The following is a 16,870-nucleotide window of genomic DNA, read 5'->3' on the forward strand; positions in this document are numbered from 1 at the left end:
TCCAAAAAACGTGCTTCCGGTTAACTTTTCGGTAATAATGGCTTCTGGTCATTTCCAATTATCGAATCAGTCGCCTATGTCGTTGTTTGGAAAACTACTGTCGCGCTGGATGCGGATGGGGATGTACTCCCGCTTGTTCGTCCCCATCTTCATCATCATCGCCATCGTGATCGGCGTGCGATACAGCCTATTGTTCCAGTCGGAAAGCGCGTATGCCAACGCCCGCTACCAGAAGGACGCGGGCGACCTCGGCGTTTACCTGCACAAGGCCCTGCTGCCCGCGCTGACCACGCCGGACCGCGCCGCCCTCGACAACATGCTGTCCAGCGCCCTGCTGCTGGAGGCCGACCTGGTCTCGGCGCGGCTGGACTACGCCGGCGGCCACCTGGAGGCGCTGCGCAGCACGCCGCCGCTGGCGGACTATCCGCCCTGGTTCCGCGGCCTGAATGGCCTGCAAGCGATCAACCGCACCATCTACATCGGCAACGCCAGCCTGGTGCTGGGCTTCGAGCCGACGCTGCCGCTGGCGCAGGTGTGGCGCACGCTGCGCCAGCAGGCGGCGATCTCGCTGGTCAACATCACCATCATCTACACGCTGCTGGGCATCATCATCTTCGCCAACCAGCGCATGCTCAAGCGCGTGAACGACATCACCACCCGCTTCCAGAACGGCGACCACGGCGTGCGCCTGCCCGTCAGCGGCACGCTGGAGGCGCGCATGCTGGCCGTCACCTTCAACAACATGGCGCAGCGTGTGCAGGCGCTGGTGCACAAGCTTCAACAAAGCCAGAACAAATTGAGCGAGCAGCTGGCGCAGACGCTGGAGGCGCAGGCGCTGCTGCAAGTGGAGAAGGAGCGCATCGAAGTCACGCTAGCTTCCATCGGCGACGCCGTCATCACCACCGATTTGAACGGCAAGATCGACACCGTCAACGACGTCGCCCAGCAGCTCACCGGTTGGCCGGAGGCGCGCGCGCGCGGCATGGAGCTGCACCAGGTGTTCGTGCTGGCGAATAATTTCGGCCAGCATTCGCTGCTCAAGTCCATGGCGGCGATCTACGCCGGCGGCGACGTGATCAAGGTCGGCAACCAGAGCCTGCGCAACCGCATGGGCCAGACCATCACCGTCGAATACACCGCCAACGCGATCCGCTCCGCGCGCAACGAGGTCCAGGGCTCGGTGCTGGTGTTCCGCGACGTCACCGAACGCCGCCAGCTGATGCAGCAGATCTCCTGGCAGAGCAATCACGACATCCTCACCGGCCTGCCCAACCGCGCGGCGCTGGCCACCCGCTTCGAGCAGGAAGTCATCCGCGCGCGCGAGCAGGATTATCTGCTGGCCGTCTGCCTGTTCGACCTCGATCACTTCCAGTACGTGAACCAGACGCTGGGCCAGGACATCGGCGACGAGATCCTCAAGCAGGCCGCCAGCCGCCTGCACGACTTTGCCGGCGCGCGCCATTACGTGGCGCGCCTGGGCGGCGACGAATTCGTGCTGCTGCTGCCGGAGATGGACAACCGCGCCGCCGTCGAGCAGGCACTGGACCAATTGATGGCGGCGCTGTCACGCGACTACCAGTGCGACGGCGAAGCGGTGGGCATGTCCGCCAGCGCCGGCGTGGCGGTCTACACCGGCAACGAGATCAGCGCCGACAGCCTGCTGCGCCACGCCGACCAGGCGCTGTACCAGGCCAAGATCACGGGCCGCAACCGCTACCACTTCTTCGACGCCGACCTCGACGAACAGGTACGCACTCACCACAACCGCCGCACCGAAGTGCGCACCGCCCTGCTCGACGGCGAACTGCGGCTGTACTATCAACCGAAGCTGGACATGCGCAAGGCCCGCATCGTCGGCATGGAAGCGCTGCTGCGCTGGCAACACCCGCTGCGCGGTGTGGTCGGGCCGGGGGATTTCCTGCCCATCGTCGAGCACAGCGACGTCATCGTCGACATCGGCGAGTGGGTGCTGCGCGAAGCCCTGCGCCAGTTGCAGGATTGGCGCGCCTTCGATGCGCGCTGGGTCATCAGCGTCAACATCGCCGCCCGCCATTTCCAGCGCGCCGATTTCGTCGAACGGCTGACCGCCATCCTGGCCGAGTTCCCGGACGTGCCGCCGGATATGCTGGAGCTGGAGATACTGGAATCGTCGGCCCTGAGCGACATCGCCCACGTGCGCAGCATCATGCTCGATTGCCAGGCGCTGGGGATCAGCTTCGCGCTGGACGATTTCGGCACCGGTTATTCGTCGATGTCCTACCTGAAGCGGCTGCCGGCCGACATGCTCAAGATCGACCAGAGCTTCGTGCGCAACATGCTGGTGGACCGCGACGACCTGCACCTGGTGAGCGCCGTCATCGGCCTGGCCAAGTCCTTCGGCCTGGGCGTGATCGCCGAGGGCGTGGAGACCATGGAGCACGGCGCCATGCTGATGCGCCTGGGCTGCGACCTGGTGCAGGGCTACGGCATCGCAAGGCCGATGCCGGCGGACGAGGTGCTGGCCTGGGTCGCCAGTTTCGACACGGCGGCCATGTGGCAGGCGGCCGCGCAGCTGCCGCCCATCTTCAGCCTGCACGGCGAGCCGGCCGGCGGCACCGCACAAATGCCCTTATTTGTGCAGAGCTGAGTCGATCAGTTCTATCCAGTGCCTGACCGGCGTGTCCGTGCCCGATTGCAGGTGCGCGCTGCAGCCGACGTTGGCCGAGACGATGGTGGTGGCGCCGGTGTCGGCCAGGTTGGCCAATTTGCGGTCGCGCAGTTGCAGCGACAGCTCCGGTTGCAGCAGCGAGTAGGTGCCCGCCGAGCCGCAGCACAGATGACTGTCCGCGCACAGCACCACATCGACGCCGACCGCGCGCAGCACGCCCTCCACCTTGCCCCGTATCTGCTGGCCGTGCTGCAGCGTGCAGGGCGGATGGTAGGCCACGCGCTCGGTGACGCTGGCGCGGTGCTTCAGTTCTTCCTCGAACTCCGGCATCACTTCGCTCAGGTCGCGCGTCAGCGCCGAGATGCGCTGCGCCTTGGCGGCGTAGTCGCCGTCGTGCGCCAGCAGGTGGCCGTATTCCTTGACGGTGACGCCGCAGCCGGAAGCGGTCATCACGATCGCCTCCACCGCGCCGTCCTGCACGTGCGGCCACCAGGCGTCGACGTTGCGGCGCATGTCGTCCAGCGCCGCCTCCTGGTCGTTGAGGTGATGGCGCACCGCGCCGCAGCAGCCGGCCTTGGGCGCGACGATCAACTGCACACCCAGCGCATCGAGCACGCGGGCGGTGGCGGCGTTGATGTTGGGCGCCATCGCCGGCTGCGCGCAGCCTTCCAGCACCAGCATCTTGCGCGCGTGCGCGCGCGACGGCCACACGCCGGGGCTTTGCCGCGCCGGAATCTTGTCCTGCATGGCGGGCGACAGCAGCGGCCGGAACAGCTGCCCCGCGTGCAATGCCGCCGTGAAGACGGCCTTGCGCGGCAAGGCCTCCTTCAGCACCAGCCGCTTCATGCGCTCGATGAACGGCCGCTGCACGCGATCCTCCACCACCTTGCGGCCGATGTCGATCAGGCGGCCGTACTTGACGCCGGACGGACAGGTGGTCTCGCAGTTGCGGCAGGTCAGGCAGCGGTCCAGGTGAGTCTGCGTCTTGACCGTCACCGGCGCGCCTTCCAGCACCTGCTTGATCAGGTAGATGCGGCCGCGCGGGCCATCGAGCTCGTCGCCCAGCAGCTGGTAGGTCGGGCAGGTGGCGGTGCAGAAGCCGCAGTGGACGCAGGCGCGCAGGATGGCGTCGGCTTCTTCGCCTTCGCGGGTGTTCTTGATGAAGTCAGCCAGGTTGGTTTGCATAGGTTCACTAGTACATGCGGCCGGGATTGAAGATCCCCGCCGGATCGAAGGACTGCTTCAGCCGCTCGTGGATCTTCGCCACGGCCGGCGCCAGCGGATGGAACACGCCGACGCTCTTGTCCGCGCTTCGGAACAGCGTCGCATGGCCGCCCGCCGCCGCCACGGTGCGGCGGATGCCGGCCGCCTGTTCGGCATCGGTGCCTTCCACCTTGAGCCAGCGCTGCGCCCCGCCCCACTCGATCAGCTGCTCGCCGCGCAGGATGATGGCGCTGGCCGCCGGCGGCACCGACAAACGCCACAAGCTGCCGCCGTCCTTGAAGTAGCCGTGCGTCTGGTCGCGCAGCGAGGTCCAGAATGCCGCGTCGTCCTCCAGCGCAACGCCGCCCAGCTTGCGTTGCGCCGCCTCCACCGCCGCCTCGGCACCGGACAGCCGCAGCGACAGCACGCCCTCATGCCAGCAGCTGGCCGATATCGGCAACGGCTGGCCGGCCCATTCGTTCAGGCGGCGCAGCGCGTCGATCTCGCTCATCTCGAAGCGCAGGCTGGCCTCGCGCAGCGGCACCGGCAGCACCTTGAGCGACACCTCCAGTATCAGTCCCAGCGTACCCAGGGAACCTGCCAGAAGGCGCGAGACATCGTAGCCCGCCACGTTCTTCATCACCTGGCCGCCGAAGCGCAGCGCCTCGCCGTGGCCGTCCATCAGCACCGCGCCGAGCACGAAATCGCGCACCGCACCGGCGCTGGCGCGGCGCGGGCCGGACAAGGCGCTGGCCACCACGCCGCCGATGGTCGATGCGGCGCCGTAGCGCGGCGGCTCGAAGGCCAGCATCTGCTGGTGCTGCGCCAGCAGCGCCTCGATCTCCGCCAGCGGCGTGCCGCAGCGCGCGGTGATGACCAATTCGGTCGGCTCATAGGAGACGACGCCGGCGTAGGCGCGCGTGTCGAGCAGCTCGCCCTGTGGCGCCTGGCCGTACCAGTCCTTGCTGCCGCCGCCGCGCAGGCGCAGCGGCGTGCCGGCCTCCGTGGCGACACGTATGCGCTCGCTGAACTGCGCGGCGATGGGGGAATACGATGCGGTCGTCATGTCGCTCCGTTTAAAAGCGCGGCAAATGGGAGAACGGCAGCATGCCGCCGCTGACGCGCATCTTGCCGAATTCGGCGCAGCGGTTCAGCGTGGGGATGGCCTTGTCGGGATTGAGCAGGCCGACCGGATCGAAGGCGCGCTTGACCGAGAAGAAGGCATCCAGCTCGGCCGGCGCGAACTGCGCGCACATCGAATTGATCTTCTCGATGCCCACGCCATGCTCGCCGGTGATGGTGCCGCCCACTTCCACGCACAGCGCCAGGATCTCGGCGCCGAAGGCTTCGGCGCGCTCGAATTCATCGGGGATGTTGGCGTTGAACAGGATCAGCGGATGCAGGTTGCCGTCGCCGGCGTGGAACACGTTGGCGCAGCGCAGACCGTACTTGGTCTCCATCCGCGCGATTCCCTCCAGCACCTGGCCCAGGCGCTTGCGCGGGATGGTGCCGTCCATGCAGTAGTAGTCGGGCGAGATGCGGCCCGCCGCCGGAAACGCGTTCTTGCGGCCGGACCAGAACTTCAGCCGCTCCGCCTCCGACTGCGACACCGCGATGGCGCTGGCGCCGGCCGTGTTCAGCACCGCCGACATGCGGGCGATTTCCTCCTCCACTTCCTCGATGGTGCCGTCGGCCTCGCACAGCAGAATGGCGGCGGCCTCGGTATCGTAGCCGGCCTTGACGAAGGGTTCGACCATGCGCGACGAGGTCTGGTCCATCATCTCCAGCCCGGCCGGGATGATGCCGGCCGCGATCAGCGCCGCCACCGCGTGGCAGCCCGCCGTCACCTCGTTGAACGACGCCATGATGACGCGCGCCGTCGCCGGCTTGGGCACCAGCTTGACCGTCACCTCGGTGACGATGCCCAGCATGCCCTCGGAACCGATGAACACCGACAGCAGGTCCAGGCCTGGCGCGTCGAGCGCCTCGCTGCCTAGTTCCACCACGTCGCCGTCTATCGTCACCATGCGCACGCGCAGCACGTTGTGCACGGTCAGGCCGTATTTGAGGCAGTGCACGCCGCCGGAGTTCTCCGCCACGTTGCCGCCGATGGTGCAGGCGATCTGCGACGACGGATCGGGCGCGTAGTACAGGCCATGCGGCGCCGCCGCTTCCGAGATCGCCAGGTTGCGCACGCCCGGCTGCACCACGGCGGTCCGCGAATAGGCGTCCATGCGCACGATGCGGTTCAGGCGCGCGGTCGACAGCACCACGCCGTCGGCGATCGGCATGGCGCCGCCGGACAGGCCGGTGCCGGCGCCGCGCGGCACGATCGGCACTTTCAGCTCGCGGCACACCTGCAGCACGGCGACGATCTGCGCCTCGCTGTCGGGCAGCACGACGATCATCGGCAGCTGGCGGTAGGCGGCCAGGCCGTCGCATTCGTAGGGTCGGGTGTCTTCCGGCTCGGACAGGACGGCGCGCGCCGGCAGCACTCGCAGCAAGGCCGCGGCGACTTGCGCGCGGCGCGCGGCGATGGCGGCCAAGACGGCGGGATCGGGAATGGCAGTGCTCATGTGTGGACACCTGGAAGCGCGGAATCAGATGTCGATTGTAAGCACAAACGCCCGATGCTGTGGAATGTTTGACTACTTTACGCAACTATCGTCGGGATGACGGCAACCCAGCCTCCTCAACCTGCCGGCATGCGCGCGCACTTCGGCTGCCGGCAGCGGACCGCCGTGCCCCAGGTAGAAGGTCTGCATGCCGGCATCGACCAGCTGCTGCAAAGCCGCCGCAGTGGCCTGCGGGTCATCCTCGAACGGCGGACGGATCGCGTGCCCCGTGCGCACCAGGCCTCCCAGCAGGATGCCGGACGCGATCAGGTCGCCCACCAGCACCTCGCCACCCGCCAGCTCGATCGATACCGATCCGGCGGTATGGCCTGGCGTATGGCGCGCCACGCCTTCCACGCCATACTGCGACAGCTGAACGACCTGCCCGTCGTCCATCAGGATATCCGGCGTGAACGGCACATAGGGCTGGCGTATCAGCCCGGTCTTGAGGAACAGGCGGCCGAACCATCCGGTGCTGCAAAAGGTCATCGGCATCAACTGGCGGTAATAAGCAAGATCACCGCAGTGCGCCAGCACCGGGGCGCCGGTCAGTTGGCGCAGCCGCGCCGCGCCGCCGGCATGATCGACGTGCGCGTGGGTGATGACGATCAGGCGGATATCGGCAAACGTCAAGCCGTGGCGTTTGAGGGCGCGGGCGACCTTGCCTTCCGAGCCAGGCAGGCCGGCATCGACCAGCACACAGCCGCCATCGCCGATGATCAGGTGGCAGTTGACCATGCCGAAAGGCAGAATGGCGATACGGATGATACGCGGTGCAGCCATCGATACGGCTCCTTGAAAACAGTCTATGATCCTATTCTCAAGGCTGTCCGCGGACGCCGCAAGTACGCACTTTTTGGTGCCTGTCGACTATTTGTAACGGATCTGGAAAGGAGCACCATGATGCAAGCGCGCTGGCATATCGAAAACCCGGTCGACTGTCCGCTGGTGGCGGCGATCAATATCGTCGGCGGCAAGTGGAAGCCGATCATCCTGCACATACTGGGCACGCGCAGCATGCGCTTTGGCGAGCTTCAGCGCAGCATTCCGCCGGTCAGCCAGAAAATGCTGACGCAGCAACTGCGGGAACTGGAAGCGGACGGCATCGTCGAGCGTCGTGTGCATGACGGAAAACCGCTGCGCACCGACTATTCGCTGACCGCGCTGGGCGCCAGCCTGTGGCCCGTACTGCAAACGCTGTACGACTGGGGCCAGCAACTGGTGGAGCACAAGGCCGCCGCGTAGTCTACAATCGCATCCTCACCTTTCACGTATCAGGGAGCATCATGGGCAATCGACTCTCCAAAATCGCCACCCGCACCGGCGATGGCGGCACCACCGGCCTTGGCGACGGCAGCCGCACCGACAAGGACAGCGTGCGCATCCACTCGATCGGCGAAGTCGACGAGCTCAATTCGCACATCGGCCTGCTGCTGTGCGAAGACATGCCGGCCGACCTGCGCGAAGAGCTGGTCACCATCCAGCACGACCTGTTCGACCTGGGCGGCGAATTGTGCATACCGGGCTACCAGATGATCACCGAGGCGCACGTCGAACGCCTCGATACGCTGCTGGCCAAATACAACACCACGCTGCCGGCGCTGACGGAGTTCATCCTGCCGGCCGGCTCGCGCGCGGCCTCGCAGGCGCACGTGTGCCGCACCGTGTGCCGCCGCGCCGAACGCGCCATCGTCACGCTGGGCAAGACCGAGACCATCCACGAGCATCCGCGCCAGTATGTGAACCGCCTGTCGGACTTGATGTTTGTGCTGTCGCGGGTGTTGAACCGCTTCGGCGGCGGCAGCGACGTGCTGTGGCAGCACGAGCGCAAGCGCGGCTGAGACGCTTAGCGGTCGGTCAGGAACAGCAGCGCCATGCCTTTGGCCATGCTCAGGCGCGAGGCGCTGGCCGGATAGGCGCTGGACACCAGCGCCGCCTGGTCGCCGGCCGACAGCTTGCGGTAGAAGCTGACCATGTCGGCAGCCGGCCAGCCGGCGCGGTGGGCCAGCACCATGCCCAGCTGGTCCGCCTCCGATTCCTGCATGCTCGATAGTTTGGACAGGCGGATCTGCATCGACAGGTCGCTTTCCAGCCGTTCCATCACCACCTCCAGCGGCACCACCGGATAGCGGTTCAGGAATAACGCTTCCGACAAGGTTTCGCGGTGATGTTCGGCCACAGCGTGGGCGACTTCGTGGCCCAGCAGGGTGGCCAGTTCGCCGTCGCTCAACGCCAGCTGGCGTACAAACGCGCTGCCCACCAGGATTTTGCCGCCAGCCATGCAGATGGCATCGACTTCGGCGTCGCTGGTGGTATGGAACTCCCACTCCCACCCGGCCACTTCCGGCTTCAGCGCCACGGCGGCGCGTATCAGGCCCGCGCCGATGGCTTGCAACCGTGCCAGCAAGACGCGGTCGTCGTCCAGACGCCCGGCGGCCGCCAGGCTGACCACGCGGTCGATATAGCGGTCCTCCACCGTGCTGACTACTTCCTCGGCGCTGAAACTCAACTCCTGCGCCCTGCCCGATTCCGGCACCTGCGCGTCCGCCGTCCCGCAAGCGAACAACAAACCGGCAAACAGGGAAGCGGCGGCATTCATGGCGATATAAACCGAATAAACTGTTTATACCAATATAGGACGCACTTTGGGGATAGGCAAGAAAAACCCGGGGGTCAAGTCTGACAATCGGACACGGGCTGTTCCGTAGAGCATACTACGGAACAGCCCGTGTCCGATTGTCAGACTTGACCCCCGTGGTTTTAGCCGTTGTTGACGACCAGGCGCGGCTCGGCGGCGGCGTGGCGTTGCTTGATCGAGGCGGTGATGCCGGCGGCGTCCAGGCCCACGCTGGCCAGCAGCTTGGCCGGGTCGCCGTGGTCGATGAACTTGTCCGGCAGGCCCAGCATCTGCAACGGCTTAACGATGCCTTCGGCGGCCAGCGCTTCGGCCACGGCGGAACCGGCGCCGCCCATGATGGAGCCCTCTTCCACCGTCACCAGGTAGTCGTGTTCGGCGGCCAGCTGCTTCACCAGTTCCACGTCCAGCGGTTTGACGAAGCGCATGTTGGCGACCGTGGCGTCCAGCGCTACACCGGCGGCCACAGCAGGCGCCACCATCGAGCCGAAGGCCAAGATGGCAATCTTCTGGCCCTTGCGCTTGATTTCGCCCTTGCCGATCTCAATCGTGGTCAGCTCCGGCTTGATCGCCGCGCCGGCGCCGGCGCCGCGCGGATAGCGGATCGCCGCCGGTCCCTGGTACTGGTAGCCGGTGGTCAGCATCTGGCGGCATTCGTTTTCGTCCGAGGCGGCCATGACCACCATGTTCGGAATGCAGCGCAAATACGCCATGTCGTAGTTGCCGGCGTGGGTGGCGCCGTCGGCGCCCACCAGGCCCGCGCGATCCAGCGCGAATGTCACGTCCAGGTTTTGCAGCGCGACGTCGTGGATCAGCTGGTCGTAGCCGCGTTGCAGGAAGGTGGAGTAGATCGCCACCACCGGCTTCAGGCCTTCGCAGGCCAGGCCGGCGCCGAAGGTCACGGCGTGCTGCTCGGCGATGCCGACGTCGAAATAACGGTCCGGGAACTTCTGCTCGAAACCGACCATGCCCGAGCCTTCGCGCATGGCGGGCGTGATGCCGACCAGGCGCTTGTCGGCGGCGGCCATGTCGCACAGCCAGTTGCCGAAGACTTCCGTGTAAGTGACCTTGCCCGACGCCACGGCCGGCTTGAAGCCTTCGGCCGGGTTGAACTTGCCCGGGCCGTGGTACAGCACAGGGTCTGCCTCGGCCAGCTTGTAGCCCTGGCCCTTCTTGGTCACCACGTGCAGGAACTGCGGGCCCTTGAGCTGCTTGATGTTCTGCAGCGTCGGGATCAGCGATTCGAGGTCGTGGCCGTCGATCGGGCCGATGTAGTTGAAGCCGAACTCCTCGAACATGGTGGCCGGAACCACCATGCCCTTGGCGTGCTCTTCCAGCCGCTTGGCCAGCTCCAGCACCGGGCCGGGCAGCACGGACTTGCCGACGTTCTTGGCGGCGGCGTAGAACTGGCCCGACATCAAGCGCGCCAGGTAGCGGTTCAGCGCGCCCACCGGCGGCGAGATCGACATGTCGTTGTCGTTCAGGATCACCAGCAGATTGACGTCTTCCTGCACGCCGGCGTTGTTCAGCGCTTCGAAGGCCATGCCGGCCGTCATCGAGCCGTCGCCGATCACGGCGATCGCGTGGCGGTGCTCGCCCTTGATCTTGGCCGCCTGCGCCATGCCCAGCGCCGCCGAGATCGAGGTCGACGAGTGCGCCGTGCCGAAGGTGTCGTACTCGCTTTCGTCGCGTTTCGGGAAGCCGGAGATGCCGTTCAGCTGGCGCAGCGTGTGCATGCGCTCGCGGCGGCCGGTGAGGATCTTGTGCGAATAGGTCTGGTGGCCCACGTCCCACACGATGCGGTCGTGCGGCGTGTTGAACACGTAGTGCAGCGCCACGGTCAGTTCGACCGTGCCCAGGTTGGACGACAGGTGGCCGCCGGTCTTCGAGACCGAATCGAGCAGGTAGCTGCGCAGTTCATGCGCGAGCGGCGTCAGCTGGGTGCGCGCCAGTTTGCGCACATCCGCTGGTGAATCTATGTTTTCGAGCAATTTCATTTATGCCTTCCGCTGCACGATCAAATCCGCGAGTTCGCGTAACCGCAGAGCTTTTTCTCCGAACGGCGCGAGCGCTGCGTGCGCGTCGAGCCGTAGTTTTTGCGCCAACGCGCGCGACGGTTCCAGACCCAGGATCGAGACATAGGTCGGTTTGTTGTCGGCGGCGTCCTTGCCGGCGGTCTTGCCCAGCGTGGCCGAATCGGCCGTGGCGTCGAGCACGTCGTCCACCACCTGGAAGGCCAGGCCGATGGCGCGTGCATAGTCGTTCAGCGCGCCCAGTTCGGCCGGATCGAGATCCTTGCCGGCCAGCGCGCCCAGTACCACGGCGGCGCGCAGCAGCGCGCCGGTTTTGAGCTGGTGCATCTGCTCCAGCTGGGCCAAAGTCAGGCTCAGGCCCACGCTGTCGAGATCGATCGCCTGGCCGCCGCACATGCCGGCCGAGCCGGAGGCGTGCGCCAGCAGGCGCAGCATCGCCACCTGGCGCGCGGCGGGAATGCTGTCCGCCTCGGACAGCACCAGGAAGGCCTGCGATTGCAGCGCGTCGCCGACCAGCAGCGCGGTCGCCTCGTCGTAGGCCACGTGCACCGTCGGCTTGCCGCGGCGCAGTTCATCGTCGTCCATGCACGGCATGTCGTCGTGCACCAGCGAGTAGGCGTGGATCATTTCCACCGCCGCTGCGGCGCGGCTCAGGATGGCCGCGTCGGCGCCGAACAGCGCGCCGGCCGCGTACACCAGCAGCGGACGCACGCGCTTGCCGCCGCCCAGCAGCGCATAGCGCATCGCCGCGTGCAGCTTGGCCGGCACCACCGTGGCGGCCGGCAGGAAAGCGGATACATCGTTTTCCGAGGCCGTCTGCACGGTCTTCATCCAATCGTCGAAGGCGCCGTTCATTGTTCGGCCTCGCCGGCTTCCGCGAATGGCTTGAGCATGTCGCCTTCCAGCACCTTGACCTGGGATTCCACTTTTTCCAGCTGGGCGGCGCAAAACTTCACCAGCTCCGAGCCGCGCGCATAAGCGGCCACCGAGGCTTCCAGCGGCAGTTGGCCTGCCTCCATTTGTGCAACCAGCTGCGCCAGTTCCGCCATCGCTTCTTCAAACGAGACGGGGGCGGCGGCGGTCGCGTCGGCAGTTAATTTCTTAGACATAGTCACTCAGGTTTCAAGGCAAAAACACGTGCCAGCGCAGTGTAGCCCGTTATTTTAGAACAAACCACCTTATCCGGTGGAACTATAGCGGCCAAGCCGAGGGCGTAAACTATGGATTTTATCGCAATCGCCCCCATATCCCGCACAAGCATGCGTTTATTACAATGATACGCAGTAAAACGAGCACGGCAGTCCGCTGGATCGGGGAGAAACGCGGTATAATCTCCGGTTCTGTCCGAAATACCATTTTCAACAACTTTGAATTCAGGTCTTTACGGATTCTGTCTCTCTTTGGTGCACATATTAAGGGGGGTTGGGATGTCCGATCTGGGTACCCACGCCAAGCTGGCGCGTCCACACGCGCAACTTCCGGTTGACGTCTACTTTGACGAAGCGCTACTGCAGCGGGAAATGCAGCAATTATTTCAGGCCGGCCCGCGCTACATCGGGCATGAGCTGATGGTGCCGAACGTCGGCGACTTCGCGACCCTCGTTTCCGAAAACGAAGGGCGTATGCTGGTGCGCAACGCAAACGGACTGGAGCTGCTGTCCAACGTCTGCCGCCACCGCCAGGCGCTGATGTTCAACGGCCGCGGCAACGCCAACAACATCGTCTGCCCGCTGCATCGCTGGACCTACGACCTCAAGGGGGAGCTGATCGGCGCGCCGCACTTCCCGGAGACGCCGTGCCTGAACCTGCCCAAGACCAGGCTGCAAAACTGGAACGGCCTGCTGTTCGAGCAGAACGGCTACAACGTCATGGAAAAGCTGTCCGAACTCTCGGTCACCGGGGACCTGGATTTCTCCGGTTATATGTTCGACCACGTCGAAGTCCAGACCTGCAACTACAACTGGAAGACTTTCATTGAAGTCTACCTGGAGGACTATCACGTCGAGCCCTTCCATCCGGGCCTGGGCGGCTTCGTCAGCTGCGAAGACTTGCGCTGGGAATTCGGCCGCGACTACAGCGTGCAGACGGTCGGTGTCAACAAGGGCCTGCAAAAGTCCGGCTCCGAGATCTACCAGCGCTGGCAGGAGCAGGTGCTCAAGTTCCGCGGCGGCGAACCGCCGCCGTATGGCGCGATCTGGCTGACGCTGTATCCGAACATCATGGTCGAGTGGTATCCGCATGTGCTGATCGTCTCGACGCTGTGGCCGGACGGCCCGCAGCGCACCAGGAACGTGGTCGAGTTCTACTATCCCGAGGAAATCGTGCTGTTCGAGCGCGAGTTCATCGAGGCGGAACGCGCGGCCTACTTTGAAACCTGCGCCGAGGACGACGAGATCGGCCTGCGCATGGACGCCGGCCGCAAGGTGCTGATGCAGCGCGGCACCAGCGACGCCGGTCCCTACCAGTCGCCGATGGAAGACGGCATGCAGCACTTCCACGAATGGTACCGGGCCAATATCGATTTATAGGAAACCGATGCAGTCACTTTGGATGTTGTTTGCCAGCTTCATGTTCGCCGCCATGGGGGTGTGCGTGAAACTGGCCTCGGAGCAGTTCTCCACATCCGAAATCGTGATGTACCGTGGCGTGGTCGGCGTGACCGTGCTGTTCACCATCATCAAGCTACAAGGCGGTAAATTCACCACCACCATGCCGGGCGCCCACTTGTGGCGCGGGCTGGTCGGCGTGGTGTCGCTGTGGCTGTGGTTCTACGCCATCGCCAAGCTGCCGCTGGCCACCGCCATGACGCTCAACTACATGGCGCCGATCTGGATCGCCGTGTGGTTGTTCGCGCTGGGCTGGTGGCACGCCAAGAACCAGGTCAAGTGGCCGCTGCTGGCGGCGGTCGGCATGAGCTTTGTCGGCGTCACGCTGCTGCTGCAGCCGGCCTTCCATTCGAATCAACTGACGCCGGCGCTGATCGCGCTCAGCTCCAGCGTGCTGTCGGCCATGGCTTACATGCAGGTGCGCAAGCTGGGGCTGGCGGGCGAGCCCGAGAACCGCGTGGTGTTCTACTTCTCGATCATGAACCTGCTGGCCGGCATCGCCGGCAACTTCGTGTTTGCCGGCGACCAGGGCGCGGTGTGGCATCCGATCACCAGCGTGCACGGCGGCTTGCTGTTGCTGGGCATCGGCATCTGCGCCACCAGCGCGCAGATCGCCATGACGCGCGCCTATCGCCTGGGACAGACCTTGGTGGTGGCCAATCTGCAATATACGGGCATCGTGTTTTCCAGCGTCTGGGGCGTGTTTGTGTTCGGCGACGTGTTCAGCTGGCTTAGCTGGGCGGGCATCGCCGTGATACTGGCGTCCGGCATCGCCACAACGTTTTACAATACGCGTAACACCGAGCGCGGTAAGGCGATAGCCATTACCGATCCGATAGCCAGCGAAGTTTAAGGAAACCCGGAACATGCACACCACTTTGATCAGCGCCGCCGAACTGTCCCAGCACCTGACCGACGACAATTGGGTGATACTCGATTGCCGCCACGACCTGATGAATCCCAACGCGGGCCGCGACGGCTTTGCCATCGGCCATATCCAGAACGCGCAGTTTGCCAACATCGATACCGATCTGTCGGGCGCCAAGCAGGGTGAGGACGGCAAGTTCCGTGGACGCCATCCGCTGCCGGAGCGCGCCGCGCTGATCGAGAGCTTGCGCGGCTGGGGCATCAACGACGACACGCAGGTGGTGGCGTATGACGCGCACGGCGGCATGTTCGCGGCGCGCTTGTGGTGGTTGCTGCGCTGGGTGGGCCATCCGGCGGTGGCGGTGCTGGACGGCGGCCTGGCCGCGTGGCAGTCGCAGGGCTTGCCGATGGTGACGCCGGAAGCGCCGCGCGCGCGCGGGGCTATCCACGAGCAGCCGTCGCTGGCGCCGACAGTGTCGGTGGAGGACGTGGTGGCCAACCTGGCCACGCAGGCCCGCACCGTGGTCGACGCCCGCGCGGCCGACCGTTATCGCGGCGAGAACGAGACCATCGATCCGGTCGGTGGCCACATTCCTGGTGCCAAGAACCGCTTCTTCAAGGACAACCTGAACGCCGACGGCCGTTTCAAGGACGCCGCGCAATTGAAAGAGGAATTCGCGCCGTTGTTCGCCAGCGCGCCGCGGGCGATCATGCAATGCGGCTCGGGCGTGACGGCCTGCCACAACCTGCTGGCACTGGAAGTGGCCGGCCTGTCCGGCGCCGCGCTCTACCCAGGCTCGTGGAGCGAATGGTGCTCCGATCCGGCACGGCCGGTGGCGACTGGCGCTTAACCATTGCGCCTCTGGCGCGCCCAACGCGTGACCATGATTTCACTCTGACGGACACGATAGTCAATCGTGTGGCCAGTCTTCGGAATCGGGAATCGGCGCGTGTCGCGCCTGTCGGTGGGTGTACCAATACCCGGTTGAGCCACGATGACATCCAATGCATTCTGCAATCGCAGCAAGATAAGTTCGCCCGCCGAAACATCTTGCTCGTTAATGTGTGCAATGGTCTGATCAAGCGATCTGCGTGCCGCCGATGACCAGCGTATTGCCAGCTTAGCCGGTTTTACGCTTGGGTTTGACATGGGCTTCCAGGATACGTCGAGCCTGCGCCATTACCTCTTCGTGCGGGATAGTTCGACCCGCTGCGATATCCGCGTCAGCGTCCAGGTCAGCCTGTACGCTCTCCTCGACGTCGTCAAATCCATACTGCCAGACTTCCGGCCAAAGATGTTCGGCTGTCACTTGAGCCAGGGCAGCCAGCCGCTCAAGGCGCACGCGATCGGCGGCGGAGAGTGCCGCTAACGCTTCAGCCTGCTTTTTTTGTCTGGAGTTCATCCCGTCATCATACTCCCGGCGCCGCCTGGCGCAAGCGCGCCGGGTTGAGCGGTCACAAGCCTCAGTGGCCGTGGGTCAGCACCAGCACGATGGCGACGCCGAGTGCGATCAGCAACACCTGCGGGATGGTTTCACGCAGCGTGGCGCGGCGCTGCATTTGCGGCATCAGGTCGCTGACGGCAATGTAGATGAAACCCGACGAGGCGAACACCAGCACATACGGGATCATGCTGCTGGCGCTCTCCAGCGTGTAGTAACCCAGCAAGCCGCCGGCGATCGCCAGCAGGCTGCACAGCAAATTGTAGACATAGGCGCGCGTGCGCGAGAAGCCGGCGTTGAGCAGCACGATGAAGTCGCCGATCTCCTGCGGAATCTCGTGGGCGATGATGGCCAGCCCCGTCACCAGCCCCAGCTCGGGATTGGCCAGGAAGGCCGCCGCGATCAGGATGCCGTCGGTGAAGTTGTGCATGCCGTCGCCGACCAGGATCATCCAGCCGGCCTTGCCCGCCTCGCGCTTGTCGTGGCCGTGGTGGTGGTGGTGGCCGTCGCCCTCGTGGTGGTGCGAATGGCGCAGGATCGCCAGCTTCTCCAGCAGGAAGAAGGCCAACAGGCCGCCCAGCAGGGTGGCGAACAGGCTGCGCGCGCTGGCCTGCGATTCGAACGCTTCCGGCAAGGCGTGCAGCAGGGAGGTCGACAGCATGATGCCCACCGACAGGCTGACCATGCGCTCCACCACCTTGGACAGCAGCGTAAACGAGAACGCCGCGGCAGCGGTGATGCTGACGACGCCGGCAACCGTGGTGGCCAGTAGGATGGAGATGAGTACGGGATCGATGTTATAGCCTCTTGTAGCAGGGACCG

At 65.2% G+C, this 16,870-nt stretch carries 17 protein-coding genes; 6 read left to right on the forward strand and 11 right to left on the reverse strand.

Going from position 1 to position 16,870, the window contains the following annotated elements; genetic code table 11:
- Window positions 1–121 precede the first annotated feature (121 nt).
- Window positions 122–2,626, forward strand: a complete 2,505-nt coding sequence (locus KVP70_RS15705; protein WP_229224843.1) for an EAL domain-containing protein — start codon at window positions 122–124, stop codon at window positions 2,624–2,626.
- Here KVP70_RS15705 and glcF read toward each other — a convergent pair.
- From glcF to KVP70_RS15725, 4 genes are all read right to left on the reverse strand, one after another.
- Window positions 2,609–3,832: a glycolate oxidase subunit GlcF gene (gene glcF / locus KVP70_RS15710; RefSeq protein WP_217943155.1), complete on the reverse strand. Its 1,224-nt coding sequence runs from the start codon at window positions 3,830–3,832 to the stop codon at window positions 2,609–2,611. The two genes, KVP70_RS15705 and glcF, sit on opposite strands and share 18 nt — an antisense overlap.
- 7 nt (window positions 3,833–3,839) lie before the next feature.
- Entirely contained in the window at window positions 3,840–4,916 is a 1,077-nt protein-coding gene (glcE, locus tag KVP70_RS15715) for a glycolate oxidase subunit GlcE (protein ID WP_217943156.1), read from the reverse strand.
- 10 nt (window positions 4,917–4,926) lie between these two features.
- Window positions 4,927–6,426, reverse strand: a complete 1,500-nt coding sequence (locus KVP70_RS15720; protein ID WP_217943157.1) for an FAD-linked oxidase C-terminal domain-containing protein — start codon at window positions 6,424–6,426, stop codon at window positions 4,927–4,929.
- 72 nt (window positions 6,427–6,498) lie between these two features.
- Window positions 6,499–7,248 carry an MBL fold metallo-hydrolase gene (locus KVP70_RS15725; RefSeq protein WP_217943158.1) on the reverse strand — a complete coding sequence of 250 codons (750 nt, stop codon included), beginning with the start codon at window positions 7,246–7,248 and terminating at the stop codon, window positions 6,499–6,501.
- A gap of 117 nt (window positions 7,249–7,365) precedes the next feature.
- Between KVP70_RS15725 and KVP70_RS15730 the strand changes: the two genes are divergently transcribed.
- On the forward strand, window positions 7,366–7,710 hold the full coding sequence (locus tag KVP70_RS15730) for a winged helix-turn-helix transcriptional regulator (RefSeq protein ID WP_217943159.1): 345 nt from the start codon (window positions 7,366–7,368) through the stop codon (window positions 7,708–7,710).
- A gap of 41 nt (window positions 7,711–7,751) precedes the next feature.
- Window positions 7,752–8,306, forward strand: coding sequence for a cob(I)yrinic acid a,c-diamide adenosyltransferase (locus tag KVP70_RS15735; protein ID WP_217943160.1), 555 nt, complete (start codon window positions 7,752–7,754; stop codon window positions 8,304–8,306).
- A 5-nt stretch (window positions 8,307–8,311) separates the two neighbouring features.
- Here the strand turns inward: KVP70_RS15735 and KVP70_RS15740 are convergent, their stop codons facing one another.
- From KVP70_RS15740 to KVP70_RS15755, 4 genes are all read right to left on the reverse strand, one after another.
- Window positions 8,312–9,064: a M48 family metalloprotease gene (locus tag KVP70_RS15740; protein ID WP_217943161.1), complete on the reverse strand. Its 753-nt coding sequence runs from the start codon at window positions 9,062–9,064 to the stop codon at window positions 8,312–8,314.
- A 161-nt stretch (window positions 9,065–9,225) separates the two neighbouring features.
- A complete protein-coding gene (dxs, locus tag KVP70_RS15745) occupies window positions 9,226–11,097 on the reverse strand; it encodes a 1-deoxy-D-xylulose-5-phosphate synthase (protein ID WP_217943162.1) in 1,872 nt (623 codons plus the stop codon).
- A complete protein-coding gene (locus KVP70_RS15750) occupies window positions 11,098–11,988 on the reverse strand; it encodes a polyprenyl synthetase family protein (RefSeq protein ID WP_217943163.1) in 891 nt (296 codons plus the stop codon).
- Window positions 11,985–12,242, reverse strand: a complete 258-nt coding sequence (locus tag KVP70_RS15755; protein ID WP_116992359.1) for an exodeoxyribonuclease VII small subunit — start codon at window positions 12,240–12,242, stop codon at window positions 11,985–11,987. The genes KVP70_RS15750 and KVP70_RS15755 overlap by 4 nt, the downstream gene beginning before the upstream one ends.
- Before the next feature lie 318 nt (window positions 12,243–12,560).
- Between KVP70_RS15755 and KVP70_RS15760 the strand changes: the two genes are divergently transcribed.
- The 3 genes from KVP70_RS15760 to KVP70_RS15770 are packed head-to-tail and all read left to right on the forward strand — an operon-like array spanning window position 12,561 to window position 15,457.
- The gene (locus KVP70_RS15760) at window positions 12,561–13,661 is read left to right on the forward strand and encodes an aromatic ring-hydroxylating oxygenase subunit alpha (protein WP_217943164.1); all 1,101 of its coding nucleotides are present in this window, start codon (window positions 12,561–12,563) and stop codon (window positions 13,659–13,661) included.
- 7 nt (window positions 13,662–13,668) lie between these two features.
- Window positions 13,669–14,592, forward strand: a complete 924-nt coding sequence (locus KVP70_RS15765; RefSeq protein ID WP_217943165.1) for a DMT family transporter — start codon at window positions 13,669–13,671, stop codon at window positions 14,590–14,592.
- 13 nt (window positions 14,593–14,605) lie between these two features.
- Window positions 14,606–15,457, forward strand: coding sequence for a sulfurtransferase (locus KVP70_RS15770; protein WP_217943166.1), 852 nt, complete (start codon window positions 14,606–14,608; stop codon window positions 15,455–15,457).
- Here the strand turns inward: KVP70_RS15770 and KVP70_RS15775 are convergent.
- From KVP70_RS15775 to KVP70_RS15785, 3 genes are all read right to left on the reverse strand, one after another.
- On the reverse strand, window positions 15,454–15,756 hold the full coding sequence (locus KVP70_RS15775; RefSeq protein WP_217943167.1) for a type II toxin-antitoxin system RelE/ParE family toxin: 303 nt from the start codon (window positions 15,754–15,756) through the stop codon (window positions 15,454–15,456). The genes KVP70_RS15770 and KVP70_RS15775 overlap by 4 nt on opposite strands.
- Window positions 15,728–16,009: a hypothetical protein gene (locus tag KVP70_RS15780; protein WP_217943168.1), complete on the reverse strand. Its 282-nt coding sequence runs from the start codon at window positions 16,007–16,009 to the stop codon at window positions 15,728–15,730. The genes KVP70_RS15775 and KVP70_RS15780 overlap by 29 nt, the downstream gene beginning before the upstream one ends.
- Before the next feature lie 61 nt (window positions 16,010–16,070).
- Window positions 16,071–16,823 carry a ZIP family metal transporter gene (locus tag KVP70_RS15785; protein ID WP_262311784.1) on the reverse strand — a complete coding sequence of 251 codons (753 nt, stop codon included), beginning with the start codon at window positions 16,821–16,823 and terminating at the stop codon, window positions 16,071–16,073.
- Window positions 16,824–16,870 lie beyond the last annotated feature (47 nt).

Source organism: Duganella violaceipulchra, assembly GCF_019166075.1.
GTDB classification, from domain to species: domain Bacteria; phylum Pseudomonadota; class Gammaproteobacteria; order Burkholderiales; family Burkholderiaceae_D; genus Rugamonas; species Rugamonas violaceipulchra.

Excerpts from the sequence above, each read along its gene's own strand:
- KVP70_RS15705 (WP_229224843.1), top strand. The coding sequence starts at position 122 with ATGTACTCCCGCTTGTTCGTCCCCATCTTCATCATCATCGCCATCGTG.
- glcF (WP_217943155.1), bottom strand. The coding sequence starts at position 3,832 with ATGCAAACCAACCTGGCTGACTTCATCAAGAACACCCGCGAAGGCGAA.
- glcE (WP_217943156.1), bottom strand. The coding sequence starts at position 4,916 with ATGACGACCGCATCGTATTCCCCCATCGCCGCGCAGTTCAGCGAGCGC.
- KVP70_RS15720 (WP_217943157.1), bottom strand. The coding sequence starts at position 6,426 with ATGAGCACTGCCATTCCCGATCCCGCCGTCTTGGCCGCCATCGCCGCG.
- KVP70_RS15725 (WP_217943158.1), bottom strand. The coding sequence starts at position 7,248 with ATGGCTGCACCGCGTATCATCCGTATCGCCATTCTGCCTTTCGGCATG.
- KVP70_RS15730 (WP_217943159.1), top strand. The coding sequence starts at position 7,366 with ATGATGCAAGCGCGCTGGCATATCGAAAACCCGGTCGACTGTCCGCTG.
- KVP70_RS15735 (WP_217943160.1), top strand. The coding sequence starts at position 7,752 with ATGGGCAATCGACTCTCCAAAATCGCCACCCGCACCGGCGATGGCGGC.
- KVP70_RS15740 (WP_217943161.1), bottom strand. The coding sequence starts at position 9,064 with ATGAATGCCGCCGCTTCCCTGTTTGCCGGTTTGTTGTTCGCTTGCGGG.
- dxs (WP_217943162.1), bottom strand. The coding sequence starts at position 11,097 with ATGAAATTGCTCGAAAACATAGATTCACCAGCGGATGTGCGCAAACTG.
- KVP70_RS15750 (WP_217943163.1), bottom strand. The coding sequence starts at position 11,988 with ATGAACGGCGCCTTCGACGATTGGATGAAGACCGTGCAGACGGCCTCG.
- KVP70_RS15755 (WP_116992359.1), bottom strand. The coding sequence starts at position 12,242 with ATGTCTAAGAAATTAACTGCCGACGCGACCGCCGCCGCCCCCGTCTCG.
- KVP70_RS15760 (WP_217943164.1), top strand. The coding sequence starts at position 12,561 with ATGTCCGATCTGGGTACCCACGCCAAGCTGGCGCGTCCACACGCGCAA.
- KVP70_RS15765 (WP_217943165.1), top strand. The coding sequence starts at position 13,669 with ATGCAGTCACTTTGGATGTTGTTTGCCAGCTTCATGTTCGCCGCCATG.
- KVP70_RS15770 (WP_217943166.1), top strand. The coding sequence starts at position 14,606 with ATGCACACCACTTTGATCAGCGCCGCCGAACTGTCCCAGCACCTGACC.
- KVP70_RS15775 (WP_217943167.1), bottom strand. The coding sequence starts at position 15,756 with ATGTCAAACCCAAGCGTAAAACCGGCTAAGCTGGCAATACGCTGGTCA.
- KVP70_RS15780 (WP_217943168.1), bottom strand. The coding sequence starts at position 16,009 with ATGAACTCCAGACAAAAAAAGCAGGCTGAAGCGTTAGCGGCACTCTCC.